Raw genomic sequence first — 18,738 nt, forward strand, 5'->3', positions numbered from 1 at the left:
CGGCTGCCGGTCGTCCTCCGCCAGCAGCGGCCCGCGTCGACGCCGGATCCGCAACACCCCGGCGTCCACGCTGGGGGCCGGCCGGAACGCCCGGGCCGGAACCCGGTCGACCAGGTCGAACTCGAACCACGGCCAGTGCGCGGCGGTCATCATGGTCGCCCCACCCACCCCGGCACGTTTCCTGGCCACCTCCCACTGGAGCAGCAGCACCGCCGTGTGCCAGTTCGCCCGCTCGTCGAGCAGGCGCCGCAGCAGCGGAGTGGTCAGGTGGAACGGCACGTTCGACACCACGACGTGGTCGGTGGTGGGAGCTCGGTACCGGAGGAGGTCGGCCCGGACGACGCGGGCCGAGTCGCCCAGCCGGGCGGCGAGGCGGCGCGCCCGGGACGGGTCGAGTTCGACGGCGGTCACCGGGCGACCCAGGTCGACCAGGGCCGAGGTGATCGCGCCGTCACCGGCTGCCAGCTCCAGGACGGGGTCCGGCGCGGCCGATGCCACCAGCTCGGCGATCAGGCGGACGACGGCGCGGTCGACCAGGAAGTTCTGGCCGAGTTCGTGCCGCCCCCCGACGGGACTGTGGGAACGGGAGGACACTGCTGCTCCTGCGAGGACGTTGGTGGGGATGTCCGGGCGGCGCACGGCACGCGCGGACGGGAGAACGTCGGAACAGACGGCGGCGTGGTCCCACTGCCACGGGCCCGCGACTCGGACCCGGTGGTGGTCAGACGGAACTGACCACGGTCCGGGTGGAACGCGGGGGCGCGAGCGGTACGAAGGGCGACACCGCCGTCAGGCGGTGCGCAGCCTCACGAAGAAGGAGGCGGAGAAGCAGGACATGGCGGGAACCGTAGGCTCCGCCCCCCGCCGGAGTCAACGCGGTTTCCGTGAGAGGACGGCCACCCGCCACCCGCTGGTGAAGTTCTTCGGAGCGTTCGCTCGCGTGATCGCGGCGCGGACCAAGCCGCGCCGCGCGAGAACGTCGACGGCTATGGTGCCTCGGCCTTCATGACCTCCAGTGCCAGTTCCCAGAGGGACCCTTCACCAGGGACGTGCCATCGACTCGGCCCAGGGATCGACTTCGATTCGCTTCCGGTCGCCAGGAGGATCATGTGCTTGACCAGCCGGGTCGGGGAGTAGGACTTCCCGTCCACGGCCCAGATCAGGGGCTTTCCTCGGGTGTTGCTCCAGGTGGCCTGCGCCCGACGAGGGTCAGCGGCAAGCCATGCGCTGAGCTGGAGTCGTTCCGGCTTGGTGCCAGCGCGGAATTCGAGCGCCGTGCCGTCGGCGAGACGACCAGCGTCGATCAATGTCGGAACCGCGTTGGCCCGGCGTTCGTTGCTTTCCTTCGTCAGCGGCCGGTAGTCCTCGGGAAGCTCCGGCATGGAAGTTCCCTTGGTGATGCCCTCGAGGACCCTGCTCGCCAATACCCGACACCGTTCGGGTTTGGTGAAGACGGTGAGGACGTGACTGCTGGAGCCGAACGTGGCGTTGACCTCGTAGCTCATCCGCTCGATGACAGCGTCGGTCAGCTCCGGGATCCGCTCCAGTTCGTCGTCCCACCCCCCCGTCCGGCTCGTCCATTGCCCGACTCGACAGGAGCTGGAGGACCACGTGCGTGGTCAGCAGGTTCGCCTGCTGCACAATCTGGGCCGCACGGCCTTCCAACGCGGTCTGTCGGGCACGCAGCCTGGCCGAGACCTCTCGCAGGGCCTGCACGGTCCGCCATACCCTGAACGCGGACGGTTTGCCGCCGAACAGTGCTTGGTAGGCCCCTTGCTCCCCACGCTCCCACAGCAGCGAGCTGTCACGCTTCGCCCGTGCCGCCCAGTCCGGGTTGCGGTGGGCGCAGGCCAACGCCCTGGCCGCCTCGACCACGGAACAGCCCGCGTCCGGCGCTGGATCGACCTCTCCCCGTTTGACGACGTAGGTCTTGTGCAATGACAGGGCGAACTCGTCGCGCAGCCTGGCCTGGTCGGGGTCCAAGGCGACGAAATCCCTCGCCTCGACCCGGTTCTGTGTGTTCGTCGCCTTCGTCACCGCGCTGGCGAAACCCTCAGGACAGTGCTCCAGGGAGATGAAACGGACCCATACGCGGCCACGAGCCAGCGCCTCCGGTGCCTCACGTGTGGCCTCGCTGATGGACTTCACGGTCTGGGCACCGTTGACGACACTCGCTCCGGTCAGGTGGAATTCCCCCGTCGCGTAGCGAGCCGTTCGCCGCACCGAGTCGCAGAGCACCGTGATCCCGTTGTTGAAGTACCAAAAATGCTCAGGTTTCTCGCGTAGAGTCCGCATCAGGTCCCTGTTGACCTCGGTGACGCCCAACGAGCGGCGGATGTTCTTCGCGAACAGGCGTTCTCCGTGTTCCGAGTACCAGCGAGCCACCTCGGCGACGGGCATGGTCCCGTAGTAGGCGCGGTAGGGGTCGGCCAACTGGCCCACGTCCTCGATGTGAGCCTCCAGTTCGATGGCGGGATCGGCCAGGCCGTCTCGGACGAACCGGTGGAAGTCCGCAAGCGTGCGTACGACGACGTCCAGCATCGGTTCGTCGCCGTCGTTCATCTTCGCGCAGATGGTGTCGAGTTCGGCGGTGATCTCGGGTGCCAGTTCGCTCTGTCCCATCAAAGCGATCACAAGGGTGATGCGCACCCCTGGAGTGGCGAGGGCCTCGTCCACCTCGCCCGCGATCTTCTGGAACCGCGAGTTGAAGTGGTCGTACTCGCCGTTGACCAGTTTGGTGAGCCCCCGCTCCAGCTTGAGCACCGCGCTCAGATCCAGGCCGGCCTTGGCGCGGTCGCTCCACTTCGTCTGGACCAACCAGACATGCGGCGCCCCGCCACTGTTGACCGCCACGCCGTCGATGCCGTGATCGTCACGGCCGTCGATGACCCCAGCCGCCGCGTCGGCCGTGGTGCAACCGGTGATGTCCTGGATCGCGAACGCGGTCAAGGCCCGGGACAGGTAGACCTGTTCGCGTTCCGGTGCCGACCTCTTCTCCACGTCGGACATCTCGATGTGATCGGAGAACTCCCGTAGGAGGGCGTCACGAATGTGCCGGATCTTCAACGCGAGCATGAGTTCCTTTCAAGGTCGATCCACGACGGTGGTGTCCGCTGGGGACGTCGCCTTCGCATTCCGCAGGGCGAGCGAGAACATCACTGGGGCCTCCGGTGCCGTGCTCGCGCGGGTCGGCCCCAGACTAGGGTCTGGAATGCTGGGCACCCAGCGACTTCACGAGTTTTCCGCACGTACCTCGCGGTCTCGGCCGGTCCCGTACCGCGGAGCGCGAAGTGGTGGTGTCTCACCCTTCCCCAGTCGGGTAAGGAAATGGATTACCGGAAGTGGATCCCGATCCTGTTCCTGAGCAGGTGGCCCATTGCTGGAGCTGGCTCGTCCGGACCCGGTGCTCACCGGCCGCCGGGGCGGACCAGGTCGCTCTCGTAGGCGAGGGTGACCAGCCGCGCGCGGTCCCGGGCGTTGAGTTTCGTGAGCAGCCTGGTCACGTAGGTCCGCGGTCCTCGTGCCAGACCACGACCTCGGGGTGCCGCGCCGGGCGCGCCGCAGGACGGTGGCCACCGCTTCCTGGACGACGCGGCGCACCGGCGTCCCCACCACCAGCGGAGACGAGAGCGGAACCCTCCGGCCCTGGTCCGGACGGTCAGGCCACTGTCGGAGACCGACGTGACCAGCCGGGCCAGCTGGTCGAGCCCCGGCATCGGTGACCGGCCGTCCCCCTCGACGGGGATCCCGCAGCAGTCCCGGGGTGGCCGGTAGCTCCCGCGACGCGTCCTCGCTGGCGGATCGGATCGCTCCGAGAGCCGACCTAGCCGAGGCAGGAACGTCCTCCGGGGCCCGCGCAGCCACCGGAACCGCACCTGGCCCGACCGACTTTCGCGCGGTCCCGCGGGCGTGCCGCCGCGGGATGGCGACACGCGCCGTGACGATCACGTGTCGGTGGCCGCTCCTATGGTTCGGCCCATCAGCTACGGCGAGCCGAGGCCACCGCCCGGCCCCACCCCACGAACCTCACGGAGCACGCGATGGCCAGCAGCGCCGACCAGACCACGTACCTGGAACTGTCCGAAGAGGGCGGCGGCGCCCACAAGTTCTACGAGGTGCGGATCAGCGGGACCGAGGTGACGATCACCTACGGGCGGATCGGCGAACGCGGCCAGGTGCGTTCCAGCGCCTACGCCACCGAGGAGAAGGCGGCGGCCGCGGCGGCGAGGAAGATCGGCGAGAAGGTCCGCAAGGGGTACGCCCCGGCGGTGCGGGGGGTGCGGCAGCGCCGGGCCATCACCCGACGGGAGATCGTGAGCACCCGGTCCACGGCCCGGCAGGCCCCCGTGCTGTGGCGTTTCGACTCCGGCGCCCCGGCGTTCGGCATCTTCGTCAACGACGAGCAGGCCTGGGTCGGCAACGAGAAGGGTGACGTCTTCACCCTCGCCCACGACGGCACCGTCACCGGCCGCTACGGGTTACCCGACGGCGTCAAGTGCATCGTCGCCGACGACTTCTGGATCTACGCCGGCTGCGACGACGGCCGGGTCTACGACCTCGGCGGCAAGATCCCGCACGTGGCCTACGAGATCGCCGAGGACGTCGACATCTACTGGCTCGACGTCAACGACGGTGTGCTCGGGGTGTCCGACCGCCAGGGTGGCATCACCACGGTCGACCACGAGGACGAGTTCCAGTGGCGCCGCACCAGCTCCGGGAACTACGCCTGGATGGTGCGGTGCGACGACGACGGCGTCTACCACGGGCACTCGGGCGGCGTCACCCGCTACGGCTCCCGGGACGGCCAGCCGGTGTGGCACACCGACACGCGGGGCAGCGTGCTCTTCGGCTGGCAGGAACGCGACGACGTCTACGCCGGCACCTCCTTCGGCTCGGTGTACCGGATCGACAAGGCCAGCGGTGCCGTGCGCAACCACTACCGGTGCGACGCCGCCGTGTTCTCCTGCGCCACCTCCCCGGACGGGCGGTACGTCTTCGCCGGGGACAACCACTCCTCGGTGTACTGCTTCGCCGCCGACGGCACCCGGCTGTGGAAGCTGGGCACGGGCTGCGGTTCCGCCTACTCGATGCAGTACCACGACGACCGGCTCTACGTCGTCACCACCGACGGCTCGCTGGCCTGCATCGACGCCAGTGAGCAGGCGGTCACCGCCGCGAAGGAGGGGCAGCTGCCCCGGACCGAGGACATCAAGGCCACCGGGTGGGAGCGGGTCACCCCGTCGACCCGCCTGGAGACGGTGCGGCGCTCCGCGAGCACCCGCGGCCTCGCCGGCGTGGAGGTCGAGTGCGTCCAGGAGGGCGGCCGGACCCGGGTCCGCGTCCTGACCCCCGGGTTTGACCCGACCTGGCGCGTGCAGTTCCCCAAGGACATCCGCGAGGTGGGAGCCCGCTACCTCGTCGCCGAGGTCCACGAGTCCGGTCGTGGCGGCTTCTACCGGGCGCGGGGCGAGATCAAGCGCCTCCTCTGACCAGCGCGGCGAAGGCACGCTTCCCGGTGTTCCTGTCGCCGGCCCCGGGTACGGACGCGGGTGGCCGGACGAGGCTGGCGTGCGCGCCGCCGCCTGGCCGCCACTCGGACGGCACCGCGCGGACAGCCCCGGGGTTCCTGGCCGAGGGTCCCGAGGACCTCACCGCTCGGTACGGGCACGAGGGGCGTGGACCAGGTCCCCCGCATTCCCGCTGCTACCCGGACCGCACGCCGTCGTCGACACGGGGGAGCGGCATGGTGGGCCCACACCAGGACCGCCCCGCCGCCCTGGGAGGTCAGGGGTGGATCACGTACCGGCCGCGCACTCCGCCACCGGCCACGGCGCGGTGCGCGTCCGGGACCTGGTCCAGTGGCACGGCGGCGTGCACCCGAGCGGGCAGCTCCCCGGCCGCCACGCGGCCGAGCAGGTCGTCCAACCGGGTGCTGTCGGGGCCCGCGACGACGGTGTGGACGGTGATGCCGCGCTCGGGGGCTGGCGCGTTGCCCGGTTGGACACCGACCAGGGTGCCGCCGTCGCGGACCAGGGCCAGCGCCCGCTCCTGGAACACCGCGCAGTCGGCGACGGCGTCCCACCCCGGTTCGGCGTGGGTGACGAACGCGGCGTCCAGACCTCGGACGAACTCCTCGTCGGCCGGCCTCGCCAGCCCGGTGACCCGCCAGCCGCGGTCGGCGGCGAGGACGGCCAGGTAACCGCCGACCGCGCCCGCCGCCCCGGTCACCAGCAGCCGGTCGCCACCGGGGTCGCGTCGCCGAGCAGGTCGAGGATCCCCGCGGCGGCGAGCCCGTTGACCGGCACGGTCGAGGCTGTCGACAGGTCCAGCCCGTCGGGCACGACGGCGAGTTTGGCGACCGGCACGGTGAGCTGCTCGGCGTAGGAGCCGTGGTCGCGGTCGAAGCCGTCCACCAGACCGGCGACCCGGGTGCCCACGGCCAGGTCCACATCCGGGCCGGTCGCGACGACGGTGCCGGCGAAGTCCCAGCCCAGACCGGTGAGGTCCGGCTGGTGGATCACCCCCCTGGCGTGGAACAGGCCGGCGGCGACCGCGAGATCGACGGGGTTGACGGCCGCCGCGGCGACCGCGAGCCGGACCTCACCCCTGCCGGGCTCGCGGACGGGGACGTCGATGATCTCGATCGAGTCGGGGCCGCCGGGGTCCCGGACGACGGCGGCGCGGAAGGTGGACGTGCTCACAGCGTGCTCCTCAGGACGGTTGCTGCCCCATGACTGGGTCCTCGCACCACTGTGGGCGGGATACTCCCCAACGGGAAGAAGGCACTTCGAAGTGCGTAAGGCACCCGGTGCTGGAAGGTGGGCGTGCGATGACGACGAGGACGGCGACCGAGCAGCGGGAGCGGGCGCGAGCGAGCTACGACGCCTTCCTGGCGGGCTGCCCCAGCCGTCAACTGCTCGACCGGATCTCCAACAAATGGACCGCCCTGATCCTGGCCGCGCTCGGCAGCGGCGGTCCGCATCGGTCCGGTGAGGCCTGCGCCGACGGCCCACGACCGATGCGCTACTCGGAGCTGGCCAGGCGGCTCGCCGGGGTCAGTCAGAAAATGCTCACCCAGACGTTGCGCTCCCTCGAACGCGACGGCCTGATCAGCCGCACGGTCACACCAACCGTGCCGGTCACGGTCACCTACGAGCTGACCGCTCTCGGCCTCTCACTGCAACACCTCATGCGCGACATCAAGGAGTGGGCCGACACCCACATGGACGTCGTGCTCGCCAACGGCGAGGCCTACGACAGCCGCCAGGGGTGACCTCGGGCGCGCCACGGCAGGCGTGGCGGGAACCGACCACCTCGGGTGGGTCCGCAGCGCCCGAGGTGGCCCCAGGCGTCGTCGCGGCCGGCTGACCGAGTGATCAGCGCGTCCCCCGAGGTCGGACGCCCAAGCCGCCCGTCCCCATCCCGCCCGCTCGGTGCGGTATCCCCGCCCTGTCCTCGCCGGCCCGGTCAGGTCTCGCTGACAGCCTCACGAGCCCGGTCGCCGTCGGGTTCCGGCTCCCAGCACGCGACGTTCTGGACGTCCGGCAGGCGGTCGCGGGTGAAGACGGGGTCGAGCCCCTGCCGCCGCTGCGCCTCGTAGTCCCGCAGCAGCCGCATCGCCACCGCCCCCAGCGGGGCGATCGCGATCAGGTTGATCACCGCCATCACGCCCATCGTGACGTCCGCGAGGTTCCACACCAGCTCCAGCGAGCTGATGGCGCCGAGGAACAGGACGCCGACCACGACGATCCGGTAACCCAGCATCACGGCGGGACTGGACGTCAGGAAGCTCAGGTTCGATTCGCCGTAGTAGTAGTTGCCCATGACCGAGGTGAAGGCCAGCAGGAAGATGATCAACGTCAGCAGGTGCACCGACCAGGCGCCCAGGCTGGCCGCCAGCGCCTGCTGGGTGAGCTCCGCGCCCCCGAGGTCGCTGCCGTAGGCGGGGTTGGCGAACAGGATGATGAAGGCGGTGATCGAGCAGACGACGAGCGTGTCGAAGTACACGCCGAAGGTCTGGGCGAGGCCCTGCTTCACCGGGTGGCTCACCGACGCCGTCGCGCCCGCGTTCGGGGCGGAACCCATCCCGGCCTCGTTGGAGAACAGCCCCCGCCGGATGCCCATCATCACCGCGGTCCCCAGACCGGCGGCGCCGACCTCACGCAGCCCGAACGCCGAGGCGACGATGTCGGAGAACACCGCCGGGACCTGTTCGATGTTCATGCCCACCACGATCGCGCCCATCACCAGGTAGATCAGCGCCATGAACGGAACGGCCAGTTGCGCGACCGCCGCGATCCGGCGGACCCCGCCGAAGATGACCATCCCGGCCAACAGCGCGATCGCGATGCCGACCGCCGGAGCCAACCAACCGGCCGTCTCCGCCCCACCGGACACCGTGTTCACCGAGTTGGAGATCGCCGCCGCGATGCTGTTCGACTGCACCATGTTGAACACGAAGCCGAAGGTGAAGATGATGACGACGGCGAAGAGGACGCCCATCCACCGCTGCCCCAGCCCGTGCCACATGTAGTAGGCGGGGCCCCCTCGGTAGCCGTCCCGGTCGCGCACCTTGAACAACTGCGCCAGCGTGGACTCCACGAACGAGGCGGAGCCGACGACCAGCCCCATGATCCACATCCACATGACCGCGCCCGGCCCACCGAGGCTGATGGCGATGGCGACGCCGGCGATGTTGCCGGTCCCCACCCGGGCCGCCGCGGAGATCGCGAAAGCCTGGAAGGAGGAGACGGCCGGCTTCCCGTCCCGCGCCCGCTCCGGCTTCCCTCCGAGGTTGCGGACCATCTCCCGGACCAGCCGGAACTGCACGCCTCGGGAGCGCACCGTGAAGTAGATGCTGACCACGGCGAGCAGGGGGATGACCAGGTAGGTCCAGAAGTCGTCGTTCAGCGCGACGATCGCGTCGTTCACTGTTCCCCTACCTCGTTCTCCGTCGAGACGTACCGTTCTCGTCCCCTACGGCGGGTCGCGGCCCCGGGAGGAGACGATTTGGAGCGGCGTGATCGCACGCCGTGACCACGTCGGCCTGCGGCACCGTACACACGTTCACTCCACCGTGCACCCCCGGGCGGGGAGGGGTCGCCGGCGAGTCCCCGGTCCGCGCCGCGTCGTGCGGCGTCCTCCCTGGTGAAGGTCCGGTGAAGGGGCACGATCGAACCCGGTGTGATGTGGGTCGCGTCAACGGTGGAGGGCTCGGGGGCGCGCCACCAGGGAGGGTGGCGCCGGCGGGGCCGTTCCCCGTCCAGGTGTCCGGCTGGGGGCCGGTCGGGCTCAGCGCCGGCGGCAGGTGTAGGCGGCGTACACGGAGCCGACGAAAGCGCTGTCGACCACCTCAAGCCCCACCCGGTCCAACATCGGTTCGAGCAACCAGCGGAAGGTGCTGAACTCGGTGCGGACGTGCTCCGCCAGGTCGTGCGCGGTGTACCCCCGCGCCGAGTCGTCCACGGCGTGCTGGAACCACCGGGAGAACACGGTCTCCACCTCCCCCGGGTCGGCGTCGTAGACCAGGTCGCGGAGCCGGAGCACGCCGCCCGGCCGGAGCAGACCGGCGATCCGGCGCAACGCGAGCGCTTTCCAGAAGTCGGGTAGCTGGTGCAGCGCGTTGCGGGTGTGGACGACATCGGCGGGCGCACCGGTGTGCTCGTAGCTGAGGAAACCCGCGCGCACGCACTCGACGTTCCGCCACCCCTCGCCGGTCACCCTCGCGTTCAGCACGTCGAGCATCGAGGGGGAGACGTCCACGGCCACGACCCGCCGGACGTGCGGCGCCACCGCCATCGTGAAACGCCCGGTGCCGGCGCCCAGGTCGACCACGGTGGACTCCGAGGTCATCCCCGCCGCGCGCAGCGCGGCGAGGTCCGCCGCGATCTCCCCGTCCTCGTCGCTGGGAGCACCGTCGTCCCGGCGGAAACCGGCCTTGCGTTCGTAACCGGCCACGAATTCCGGGTCCAGGTGCTCCGGTCCCGCGTAGGCCATCTCGTCCAGCCACCAGTCAGCGGTCATACCGTGATCGTGGACCCGGGGCACGAGTCCGCGCCACCGAGATTCCCCCCGCCGCCGGCTCCGTGCTCCGCCCTCCGGTTTCCGTCCCCCGGGATCAGCCCGGGGGCTGCGGGCTCCGGAGGCGAACCCCGCGCGTGCGCCGTTCACGGGACGTCCCGGTCGCGGCCGTCCACCAGTTGGCCGGGATCCGGTGCCGGACTCCCGAGCACCCCCGTGTCCGCTCCCCGTCGCCGCTAGCGTGAGCCGGTGCGCATCCTCTTCGTCTGCACCGGGAACACCTGCCGATCCCCGATGGCGGCGGCCATCACCGAGGCGGTCGCCGCCCGGCGCTCCATCCCGTTGCGGGTGTCCTCGGCCGGGCTGCACGCCGAGAAGCTGATCAGCCCGGACACGACCGCGATGCTCCAGCGGCGGGACATCGACCCGGGGCCGCGTCCGGCCGTCCAGGTCACGCCGCTCCTCGTCGAACAGGCGGACCTGGTGCTCGCCGCGACCCGCGCCCACCACGACGCGCTCCGCTCCGGGGTGCCCGCTGCCGCCTCCCGGGTCCACGTCTGGGCCGACTTCGTGGCACGGGCCGCCGCGCTGCCCCCGCAACCGGACCTCGCCGAGTTGTGCGCCCGCCTCGACGAGGGCGAGCCCCTCCAGGACACCGACCTGGTCGACCCCGCCGGGCGGGGCCGGGCCGCCTACGAGACCGCGGCCGCCCAGATCGACGACCTCGCCGAACGGCTCCTGGACGTGCTCGCCGCACTCGCCCGGTAGCCCTCCGCCCACCTCCCCGGCGGCGCGCCTGTCCGCCCGGCCGGCGGGGTGCCGCCCTCCCCGCCCTGGGGCCCGACCCGGCTCCAGGACAATCCAGGGCGTGAACGCCGGGAGCGATCCGCCACCACCCACCACCGCCGCCACCGACCTGCGGAGCTACCTGCTCGGCCGGTGGCGGCTGGACCGGGGGATCAGCACGCCGGAGGGAGGGGAACTCGGCACCTTCACCGGAACGGCCGAGTTCACCGACGCGGCCCCCGACCTCCTCCGCTACCGGGAGGAGGGCCAGCTGCGGTTCGGCACCCACGTAGGGCCCGCCTACCGCACCCTGTGGTACCGCACGACCGGTGCGGCCACCGCCGAGGTCACCTTCGACCACGGTGGCTTCTTCCACACCGTCGACCTCAGCGCGTCCCGGTGGAACGCCGAGCACCTCTGCGTGGCCGACCTCTACCAGGTGGAGTACCTGGTCCGGACCGAGGACACGTGGACGCAGCGGTGGCGGGTCACCGGCCCCGCCAAGAACCACGTCATCACCACCCACTACTCCCGGAGCGGATGAACCCCGCTGTCGTCGAGCACGCCACGAGCGCCCGGTTCGACCGCCTGCCCGCACCGGACAGCCGGACCGTCCGTGGGCGGCGGGATCCCCTCACGGAGTGGTGGCGTACCCGGTCAGGGGCTCGGCAGGTGCGCGGCGACGTCGGCGACGGCGTGCAGCAGGGCGGGGTCCGGACTTCCGGACAGCGGTTCCGCCTCGGCGATCGTCAGCACCCTGCCGTGGGGCTCCGACCCGTAGTAGTCGGCGGTGAACCGCACGGCCGACAGCTCGGGGAACGGGCTCCACGCCGGGTGGAAGTCACCGGAACCGTGGATGTCGAAGACCTGCTGAAGCCGTGACACCTCCGCCGCGTCGCGCATCCGGACCCAGGCGATCGACACCGCGACGTCGTTGCCGTGCTCGTCCCGCACGGAGAACAGCTGGCGGCGGAGGGACTGGCACGGTGTCCTCTGGAAGAAGGTCCGCACCTGGCCGAACGAGTGCCGTGCGCAGTTGGTGTGGCGACGGCTCCGCTTCTTGTGCCGTTGGGTGACCCGCAGTTCCTTCCACGCCGTCGTCCGCTGCCCCTTCCTCGCCGCCGTCCTGGCGCTGGGCAGTCTGGTCTGGATGACTCGCGCGACGGCCTGGTTTCCCGCTCCGGCCACGACCTGGCCACCACCGAAAAGCGTCCCGCCAGTCGTGCCGACGGACGCCGCTCCCATCAGTGTGACGGTGGCCGCCGCGGCAACCACCGGACCCGCCTTCCGGGAACCACGGCTGTCCTCGATGAAGATCCGTCTCCCGTTCTTGGTAATCCACCTACCGGCCATGCGGCTCCTCTGCTCCGGGGAAATCGGCCCATTCCTAGCGGGGGTGGGGGACAGTTCTGCTCGCAGCGGCCCTCCGTTCACCCGGTCAGGGGATGACGAGTGCGCGCGTGTCGCTGTTCGACGGCGTGTCGATGGGGGGTCGACCGGGCCGCCGAGGTGGCGGGGGGCGCGGGGAGCGGGTGGAGGCTCGCGCGGTGGTGGTGGTGGTGGTGGTGTCGAACGCCACGTGCCCTTCGTCGAAATGGACGCGGGGAGCAGGTCCGAATCCGTTCCGGAACTCGGCCACAATGGTGCCGGAATCATGTCGAAAATTGCACTGTTCGGGTCAGTGTGCTGGCGGGCGGTCGGGCCGATGATGTCTTCGTGCGCATTTCGGCCCGGCGGTCGTGATGTGGTGGTGGGCGAGGTGTCCGCCTTCTCCCGATTCGTGGCGGAGGTACCGGGGGTGGCGTACTCCTTTCCTGTCCGCTCGGGGAGTGCTGGTCGTTTCCGTGATGTCGGACTTCCCATACCGTGGAATTCGCGGTGATTCGGGCGCGATCACCGGGAAATCCTTCGCCGGGGGCGTGCGCGCGTGTCCGAAACCTCCAGAGAACGGGACAGACAATGCGACTGACAAAGAGGTCAGTGCGACAGGCCGTCGTGGCGATCAGCGCGGCGGTGGCCCTGGGAACCGTGATGGCGCCGCCGGTCGTGGCGGAGAGCGCCCAGGACACCCTCGGGGCCGCCGCGGCCCAGACCGGTCGGTACTTCGGTGCGGCCGTCGCGGCCCACAAGCTCTCGGAACCCGCCTACGTCTCGATCCTCGACCGCGAGTTCACCATGGTGACGGCCGAGAACGAGATGAAGATGGACGCGACCGAGCCGAACCCGGGGCAGTTCACCTTCGGCAACGCCGACCGGATCGTCAACCACGCCCTCAGCCGGGGGATGCGGGTGCGCGGCCACACCCTGGCCTGGCACTCCCAGCAGCCCGGGTGGATGCAGGGGATGGAGGGGCCGGCCCTGCGGCAGGCCATGCTCAACCACGTCACCCAGGTCGCCGCCCACTTCCGTGGCAGGATCCACTCCTGGGACGTGGTCAACGAGGCCTTCGAGGACGGCGGTTCCGGTGCTCGGCGGAACTCCAACCTGCAGCGCACCGGCGACGACTGGATCGAGGCGGCCTTCCGCGCGGCCCGCGACGCCGACCCCGGCGCCAAGCTCTGCTACAACGACTACAACATCGACGACTGGAGCCACGCCAAGACCCAGGCCGTGTACCGCATGGTGCAGGACTTCCGGTCGCGCGGCGTGCCCATCGACTGCGTCGGTCTCCAGTCCCACTTCTTCGGTGTGAACGTCCCGGCGAACTACCAGACGACCATCTCCAGCTTCGCCGCCCTGGGCGTGGAGGTGCAGATCACGGAGCTCGACGTGGGTGGCTCCGGGTGGCAGCAGGCGGACAACTACCGCCGGGTGACCCAGGCCTGCCTCAACGTTCCGCGTTGCACGGGCATCACGGTCTGGGGAATCCGTGACAGCGACTCGTGGCGGGCGTCGCAGACGCCGCTCCTGTTCGACGGGCAGGGGAACAAGAAGGAGGCCTACTACTCCGTGCTCAACACGCTGAACGGCGGTTGATCCGGACAGCGGTGACCACCCCGGTGGCCGGCCGGCCGTCCTGAGGGCGATATCGACGTCTCCGCCGCGGTCCTCGAAGCGGGACCGGCCAGCACCGGGGTACCAGGGGACGGGCGCTCAGCAGCGCCCGTCCCCGCTCCCGTGCCACGGTGGGCGGGCCGTCACCGCAGCGGGTCGAGTGCCCGCAGCGGTTCGGGGCGGCGGCCGGTGGTGATGAGTTCCGCCAACAGCCGTCCCGTCACCGGGCCCTGGGTGAGGCCCCACATGCCGTGCCCGCCCGCCACGTACACACCGGGCACTCCGACCTCCCCCACGAGCGCGCGGCCGTCCGGGGTGACCGGGCGGGGGCCCACCCACTCGTCGGTGCGCCGATCCCAGTCGATGCCGGTGAGGAACGGTCGTGCCGAGTCGACGATCGCCTCGATCCGGGCCTGGTCGAGCGCCGCGTCCGGGGGCTGGAACTCCATGGTGCCGGCGACGCGCAGCGACCCCTGGTAGGGCGTGCAGGCGACCCGGGCCTCCGGGAGGTAGATCGGCCCCGCCACGGGATCCGAGGTCGGCACGGTGAAGGAGTAGCCGCGTCCGGCCCGCACCGGCACCCGCACGCCCCACTGGCGGGACAGGCGGTCCAACCAGGCCCCGGTCGCGAGGACCAGGACGTCGGCGGAGATCGTCTCGGCCGAGGAGGAGCGGACGACGGACTGGTCCGTGCTGCGGTGCGTCTCGATGACCTCGAACCCGTCGAGGACCACCCCGCCCCGGTCGCGCACCGAGTCGGCCAGTGACCGGGTGAAGGCCCCCGGGTCCACGTACCGCTGCCCGTCCAACCTGACGGCGGCGGTGATCTGGCCGGATGCCTGCGGAAGCCGCTCCCGCAGGTCCGGTCCCTCCAGGCCCGTGTAGTCGATGTCCTGGCCGACCTCCCGCATCCGGCGCAGTTCCTGGAGGAGGTGGGTCGCGTCGGAACGGTCGCGGAACAGCGCCGTCACCGGGGCACGGTGCGTCTCGGCCCTGACCCCGTTCGCAGCCAGTTCGTCGAAGGCGTCCAGAGCGGCCTGGTTGAGGGGGAGCCCGGCGTGGGCGGCGCGGCGCCACGAGCCCCACGTGCAGTGCGCGGCGAACCGGAGCAGGAAGCGCCACAGGTCCGGGTCGACCGTCACGGGCACGTGCAGCGGTGCCTTCGGGTCAGCCAGCGACCGTAGCCCGTAGCGCAGCACGCTGGGCTCGTTCAGGGGGATCGCCAGGCCGGGGGAGAGCCACCCGGCGTTGCCGTGCGAGGCTCCCGCCGCCACGCCGGCGCGGTCCACCACCGTGACCTCGACGCCTCGCTCCTGGAGGAACCACGCGGTCGACAGGCCCACCATCCCCGCTCCCACGATGACGGCCGACCGGGGCCCGCCGCTGCCTCGCGTTCCGGTTCCCATGACACCTCCAGGTCTGGACTTGACTGCTCTCCCCGAGCATGGCCCAGAATCCGTGACGTGTGTGTGTCGGGAGTGGACCGATCGCCGGAAGGTGATCCTCGACTCGCCCCGCCGGCCGCGCCGGGAACGGCGGGGGTCATCGGCCGGGGCTGTCCAGTTCCTCGAACAACGTCAGCTGGAGGCCCGCCGGGCCGTTGAGGCGGGAGTTCAGCGACCGCCACGGGGTCTGCCGGGGGGAGGCGACGAGTTCGGCGCCACCGGCCACCAGATCGGTGGTGCGTGCCTCCGCGTCGTCGACCTCGAAGGCGACACGCAGCCGAGCGCTGCGCGTCCCCTCCGCCTCGATGCCGTCGATCATCCGCACCTGCGCGGGGTTGGCGAGTTCCAGCGTGGCCGCGCCGGCGTCGAGGATCGCGACCCTGGCGTCCCCGTCACCTTCGAAGGCCGCCCGCTGCGGGAGGCCGAGTACGTCCCGGTAGAAGGTGAGCGCCGCTTCGAAGTCCTCGGCCTCGACGACGAGGCGCAGCTGCCGGACCGGTGTGGTCGTGGTGTCGGTCATGCTGGTCACGCTAGGAGCTGACACTGATGTGAGGGGCAAGTGCGGATCGGTGAACTCTCGCGGCGCACCGGCGCCAGCCGGCGTTGCCTGCGGTACTACGAGGAACGCGGGCTCATCGCCGCCGAACGAGGTCCCAGCGGGCAACGCCACTACTCCGACCACGTCGTCGAGCGTGTCCTGTTGGTGCGGCGACTGCTCGAGGCGGGCTTGGGCACCCACGCCATCGCCGACGTGCTGCCATGCCTGGCCGACCCGGCGACCCAGACCACCTCCCTGACCTCCCGACTGGTCGTCGAACGCGACCGCCTCGCCCGTGAGATCGCCGAACGGCGCAGGATGCGCGACGCCCTGGACAGGTTCATCGACCAGGCCCCGCCCCTCGACCGGCACGCGGAGGTGTCCCCGACGCCGGAGTGGCCCTCCTGAGACGTGCAAGGCGTGGTCGGCGCCACCGGGGCACCGGGGGCACCGGGCAGGGCGCACGCGGGCCGTGCCCTGCCCGGTCCGGTTGCCCGGTCCCGAGGCCGGGTGGGGCGCTCTGGGCGCGTTCCCGCCCAGCACGCGGTGGGGGCGTGGTCATCGCTGCCCGAGGCCAACCACTCCCGGTGGCCCGGGTCCGGCCGCTGTCAGGGAGCTCCGGGCTGATCGTCGTCGAGGGAGCGCAGGCACCGCCGCCCGATGGCGCGCAGCCCCGCGACCAGTTCGTCCGGCCCGTCGACGAGGGTGAAGTCGGCATCCACCGAGGTGATCATCCAGGCCAGGTCGCGGGGGCTGTCGGAACCCACGCGCAGCAGGCAGCTGGTGTGGTCGACGGCCTCGAGGACCCCCATGCCCGGCCAGATCCGGTCCGCGACCGCCTCGGCCGGCTCGTGCAGGGTCACCGTCGCCTGGTAGGGCCAGGCCCGCGCGGACAGCCGGTGCGCCACGTAACTGGCGGGGTCCTCGCCGCCCGGCAACTCCCGGGGGGTGAAGCGGGGGCCGTTCGGGACGCGGGGCCGCAGCCGGTCCACCCGGAAGGTGCGCCAGTCGTCCCGGTCGGTGTCGAAGGCGACCAGGTACCAGTGCCGACCGAAACTGACCAGGCTGTGGGGCTCGGCCGCCCGCGGGCTCACGCCACCGTGCGGGCTGGCGTAGTCGAACCGCAGGCCCTCCCGCCGCCGGCACGCCTCGGCGACCGCCATCAGGACGTCGGGGTCCACCCCCGGCCCGGGGACGGTGCCCGCGCGGACGGTCGCCGTGTGCAGGGTGTTCACCCGGTACCGCAGCCGGGAGGGCAGCACCTGCTCCAGTTTGGACAGCGCGCGCAGCGAGGTCTCCTCGACGCCGGCGACCGAGCCGGCGGTGGCCGTGCGCAGGCCGACCACCACCGCGACGGCCTCGTCGTCGTCCAGCAGCAACGGGGGCAACGCCGCTCCCGCGCCGAGGCGGTACCCCGCGGTGCCCTGGGTGGCGTGCACCGGGTAACCGAGCGAGCGCAGCCTGACCACGTCCCGGCGGACCGTCCGGGTGCTCACGTCCAGCCGCTGGGCGAGATCAGCGGCGGTCCACTCCCGCTGGACCTGGAGCAGGGACAGCAGCCTCAGCAGCCTGGCCGACGTTTCCACCACACCAGCAGAGCCTGCCGGCCGCTTAGGACGCAAACTGTCCTCACCGGTTCCTACCGTCTCCCGCATGACAGGCACCGCCAACGGCATCCGGCCCTTCCGCATCGACGTTCCCCAGACCCAGCTCGACGACCTCCACGACCGGCTCACCAACACCCGCTGGCCGGACGAGGTCCCGGGGGTGGGCTGGAGCCGGGGAGTGCCCACGTCCTACCTGCGGGAACTCACCGAGTACTGGCGGGAGCACCACGACTGGCGCGCCCGGGAGGCCGAGCTCAACCGGCATCCCCAGTTCACGACGCGCATCGACGGGCAGAACGTGCACTTCCTGCACGTCCGGTCCACCGAGCCGGGTGCCACGCCGCTGCTCCTGCTGCACGGCTGGCCGGGAACCTTCGCCGACTTCCTCGAGGTCATCGCGCCCCTCACCGATCCCCGCGCGCACGGAGGTGACCCGGCCGACGCCTTCCACCTGGTGATCCCGTCCCTGCCCGGGTTCGGCTTCTCCGTGCCGCTGGCCGGGCCGGGCATGAACGCGGCCAGGATGGCGGGGATCCTCGCCCGGCTGATGGCCGAACTCGGCTACGAGCGGTACGGCGTGCAGGGTTACGACACCGGGAGCTGGATCGCTCCCGAGGTGGCCAGGCAGGCGACCGACCACGTGGTGGGCGTCCACGTCAACGCCATGCTCTCCTTCCCGGTCGGCGCGCCGGGGGAGATGGACGGCCTCACCGAGAAGGAACAGCGCAGCTGGGACGGGATGCGGGACTACAACGACGGCTACCTCCAGTGCAACGCGAAGCGGCCGCGGACCGTCGCCTACGGGCTGCACGACTCCCCGGTCGGCCAGCTCGCCTGGATCGTGGAGAAGTTCAAGGAGCTGTCCGAGCCCGAGGACGGCCTGCCCGAGGAGAGCCTCGACCGGGACTGGATGCTGACCACCGTCGCCCTGTACTGGTTCACCGGAACGGCGGGCTCGGCTGCCCAGATCTACTACGAGGAGATGTCGGCGAACTCCTGGAGCGACGCCGAGGGGGGAGGCGAGTGGGACGCGTCAGGGGAGGCCGCTGCCTCCGGTTCGTGGGGTGGGGCTGACCAGGCCGGGGACGGCCGTGAGCCGGCGGGAGCGAGCGGGGTGAGCTGGGCACCCGAGCGGGGCACGACTCCGACGGCGGTCCTGCTCTCCGCCCTCGACGTCACCGTCCGGCCGTGGGCCGAGCGTGACCACAACGTCGTGCGGTGGACCGAGTTGGAGCGGGGCGGGCACTTCCTGTCCCAGGAGGACCCTGGCGCGTTGGTGGCCGACGTCCGGGCGTTCTTCCGCCAGCTCCGCTGAGCCGGGCGGGGTTGGGCACGCCGGTCCGCCGTG

General features: G+C 71.3%; 17 protein-coding genes. 7 read left to right on the forward strand and 10 right to left on the reverse strand.

The window, feature by feature from the left end; genetic code table 11:
• Both ACTIDRAF_RS0210940 and ACTIDRAF_RS28290 read right to left on the reverse strand, forming a co-directional pair.
• Positions 1 to 594 (reverse strand): ribosomal RNA small subunit methyltransferase A (locus tag ACTIDRAF_RS0210940; protein WP_016698779.1); only part of this gene is annotated, 594 nt, incomplete at its 3' end.
• A gap of 615 nt (positions 595 to 1,209) precedes the next feature.
• Complete coding sequence (locus ACTIDRAF_RS28290; protein ID WP_052168777.1) at positions 1,210 to 3,075, reverse strand: AIPR family protein; 1,866 nt, start codon at positions 3,073 to 3,075, stop codon at positions 1,210 to 1,212.
• Positions 3,076 to 4,040: 965 nt separating this feature from the next.
• Here ACTIDRAF_RS28290 and ACTIDRAF_RS0210955 point away from each other — a divergent pair.
• A complete protein-coding gene (locus tag ACTIDRAF_RS0210955) occupies positions 4,041 to 5,489 on the forward strand; it encodes a WGR domain-containing protein (RefSeq protein ID WP_016698782.1) in 1,449 nt (482 codons plus the stop codon).
• 295 nt (positions 5,490 to 5,784) lie between these two features.
• On the opposite strand, the gene ACTIDRAF_RS34485 is transcribed toward ACTIDRAF_RS0210955, so the two are convergent.
• On the reverse strand, positions 5,785 to 6,228 hold the full coding sequence (locus tag ACTIDRAF_RS34485; protein WP_211215315.1) for a zinc-binding dehydrogenase: 444 nt from the start codon (positions 6,226 to 6,228) through the stop codon (positions 5,785 to 5,787).
• Positions 6,225 to 6,701, reverse strand: coding sequence for an alcohol dehydrogenase catalytic domain-containing protein (locus tag ACTIDRAF_RS34490; RefSeq protein WP_211215316.1), 477 nt, complete (start codon positions 6,699 to 6,701; stop codon positions 6,225 to 6,227). Before ACTIDRAF_RS34490 ends, ACTIDRAF_RS34485 begins: the two co-directional genes overlap by 4 nt.
• A 128-nt stretch (positions 6,702 to 6,829) precedes the next feature.
• Here ACTIDRAF_RS34490 and ACTIDRAF_RS0210965 point away from each other — a divergent pair, with 128 nt between their 5' ends.
• Positions 6,830 to 7,273 carry a winged helix-turn-helix transcriptional regulator gene (locus ACTIDRAF_RS0210965; protein WP_016698783.1) on the forward strand — a complete coding sequence of 148 codons (444 nt, stop codon included), beginning with the start codon at positions 6,830 to 6,832 and terminating at the stop codon, positions 7,271 to 7,273.
• A gap of 194 nt (positions 7,274 to 7,467) precedes the next feature.
• Here ACTIDRAF_RS0210965 and ACTIDRAF_RS0210970 read toward each other — a convergent pair whose 3' ends face one another.
• Positions 7,468 to 8,931, reverse strand: a complete 1,464-nt coding sequence (locus tag ACTIDRAF_RS0210970; protein WP_016698784.1) for an alanine/glycine:cation symporter family protein — start codon at positions 8,929 to 8,931, stop codon at positions 7,468 to 7,470.
• A gap of 360 nt (positions 8,932 to 9,291) precedes the next feature.
• Positions 9,292 to 10,023 carry a class I SAM-dependent methyltransferase gene (locus ACTIDRAF_RS0210975; protein ID WP_016698785.1) on the reverse strand — a complete coding sequence of 244 codons (732 nt, stop codon included), beginning with the start codon at positions 10,021 to 10,023 and terminating at the stop codon, positions 9,292 to 9,294.
• Positions 10,024 to 10,269: 246 nt separating this feature from the next.
• On the opposite strand from ACTIDRAF_RS0210975, the gene ACTIDRAF_RS0210980 reads away from it, so the two are divergent.
• Entirely contained in the window at positions 10,270 to 10,788 is a 519-nt protein-coding gene (locus tag ACTIDRAF_RS0210980) for an arsenate reductase/protein-tyrosine-phosphatase family protein (protein WP_016698786.1), read from the forward strand.
• A gap of 100 nt (positions 10,789 to 10,888) precedes the next feature.
• A complete protein-coding gene (locus ACTIDRAF_RS0210985; protein WP_016698787.1) occupies positions 10,889 to 11,350 on the forward strand; it encodes a DUF6314 family protein in 462 nt (153 codons plus the stop codon).
• Positions 11,351 to 11,463: 113 nt separating this feature from the next.
• On the opposite strand, the gene ACTIDRAF_RS31935 is transcribed toward ACTIDRAF_RS0210985, so the two are convergent.
• Positions 11,464 to 12,051 (reverse strand): hypothetical protein, encoded by a 588-nt coding sequence (locus ACTIDRAF_RS31935; protein WP_157162976.1) that lies wholly within the window; start codon positions 12,049 to 12,051, stop codon positions 11,464 to 11,466.
• Between the two features lie 714 nt (positions 12,052 to 12,765).
• Between ACTIDRAF_RS31935 and ACTIDRAF_RS28300 the strand changes: the two genes are divergently transcribed.
• Positions 12,766 to 13,782, forward strand: a complete 1,017-nt coding sequence (locus ACTIDRAF_RS28300) for a glycoside hydrolase family 10 protein (protein ID WP_052168778.1) — start codon at positions 12,766 to 12,768, stop codon at positions 13,780 to 13,782.
• Positions 13,783 to 13,943: 161 nt separating this feature from the next.
• On the opposite strand, the gene ACTIDRAF_RS0211005 is transcribed toward ACTIDRAF_RS28300, so the two are convergent.
• Both ACTIDRAF_RS0211005 and ACTIDRAF_RS0211010 read right to left on the reverse strand, forming a co-directional pair.
• Complete coding sequence (locus ACTIDRAF_RS0211005; protein ID WP_016698791.1) at positions 13,944 to 15,206, reverse strand: NAD(P)/FAD-dependent oxidoreductase; 1,263 nt, start codon at positions 15,204 to 15,206, stop codon at positions 13,944 to 13,946.
• Positions 15,207 to 15,342: 136 nt separating this feature from the next.
• Positions 15,343 to 15,765 carry a VOC family protein gene (locus ACTIDRAF_RS0211010; protein ID WP_016698792.1) on the reverse strand — a complete coding sequence of 141 codons (423 nt, stop codon included), beginning with the start codon at positions 15,763 to 15,765 and terminating at the stop codon, positions 15,343 to 15,345.
• Between the two features lie 39 nt (positions 15,766 to 15,804).
• Here ACTIDRAF_RS0211010 and ACTIDRAF_RS0211015 point away from each other — a divergent pair, with 39 nt between their 5' ends.
• Complete coding sequence (locus ACTIDRAF_RS0211015) at positions 15,805 to 16,191, forward strand: MerR family transcriptional regulator (RefSeq protein WP_016698793.1); 387 nt, start codon at positions 15,805 to 15,807, stop codon at positions 16,189 to 16,191.
• A 200-nt stretch (positions 16,192 to 16,391) separates the two neighbouring features.
• Here the strand turns inward: ACTIDRAF_RS0211015 and ACTIDRAF_RS0211020 are convergent, their stop codons facing one another.
• Positions 16,392 to 17,372 (reverse strand): helix-turn-helix transcriptional regulator, encoded by a 981-nt coding sequence (locus ACTIDRAF_RS0211020; RefSeq protein WP_039786823.1) that lies wholly within the window; start codon positions 17,370 to 17,372, stop codon positions 16,392 to 16,394.
• 64 nt (positions 17,373 to 17,436) lie between these two features.
• Here ACTIDRAF_RS0211020 and ACTIDRAF_RS0211025 point away from each other — a divergent pair, with 64 nt between their 5' ends.
• Positions 17,437 to 18,705: an epoxide hydrolase family protein gene (locus ACTIDRAF_RS0211025; RefSeq protein WP_016698795.1), complete on the forward strand. Its 1,269-nt coding sequence runs from the start codon at positions 17,437 to 17,439 to the stop codon at positions 18,703 to 18,705.
• Positions 18,706 to 18,738: the final 33 nt, after the last annotated feature.

The organism is Actinoalloteichus spitiensis RMV-1378, assembly GCF_000239155.1.
Classification (GTDB): domain Bacteria; phylum Actinomycetota; class Actinomycetes; order Mycobacteriales; family Pseudonocardiaceae; genus Actinoalloteichus_B; species Actinoalloteichus_B spitiensis.

Excerpts from the sequence above, each read along its gene's own strand:
- ACTIDRAF_RS0210965 (WP_016698783.1), top strand. The coding sequence starts at position 6,830 with ATGACGACGAGGACGGCGACCGAGCAGCGGGAGCGGGCGCGAGCGAGC.
- ACTIDRAF_RS31935 (WP_157162976.1), bottom strand. The coding sequence starts at position 12,051 with ATGGGAGCGGCGTCCGTCGGCACGACTGGCGGGACGCTTTTCGGTGGT.
- ACTIDRAF_RS0210955 (WP_016698782.1), top strand. The coding sequence starts at position 4,041 with ATGGCCAGCAGCGCCGACCAGACCACGTACCTGGAACTGTCCGAAGAG.
- ACTIDRAF_RS0211025 (WP_016698795.1), top strand. The coding sequence starts at position 17,437 with ATGACAGGCACCGCCAACGGCATCCGGCCCTTCCGCATCGACGTTCCC.
- ACTIDRAF_RS0211005 (WP_016698791.1), bottom strand. The coding sequence starts at position 15,206 with ATGGGAACCGGAACGCGAGGCAGCGGCGGGCCCCGGTCGGCCGTCATC.
- ACTIDRAF_RS28290 (WP_052168777.1), bottom strand. The coding sequence starts at position 3,075 with ATGCTCGCGTTGAAGATCCGGCACATTCGTGACGCCCTCCTACGGGAG.
- ACTIDRAF_RS0210975 (WP_016698785.1), bottom strand. The coding sequence starts at position 10,023 with ATGACCGCTGACTGGTGGCTGGACGAGATGGCCTACGCGGGACCGGAG.
- ACTIDRAF_RS0211010 (WP_016698792.1), bottom strand. The coding sequence starts at position 15,765 with ATGACCGACACCACGACCACACCGGTCCGGCAGCTGCGCCTCGTCGTC.
- ACTIDRAF_RS28300 (WP_052168778.1), top strand. The coding sequence starts at position 12,766 with ATGCGACTGACAAAGAGGTCAGTGCGACAGGCCGTCGTGGCGATCAGC.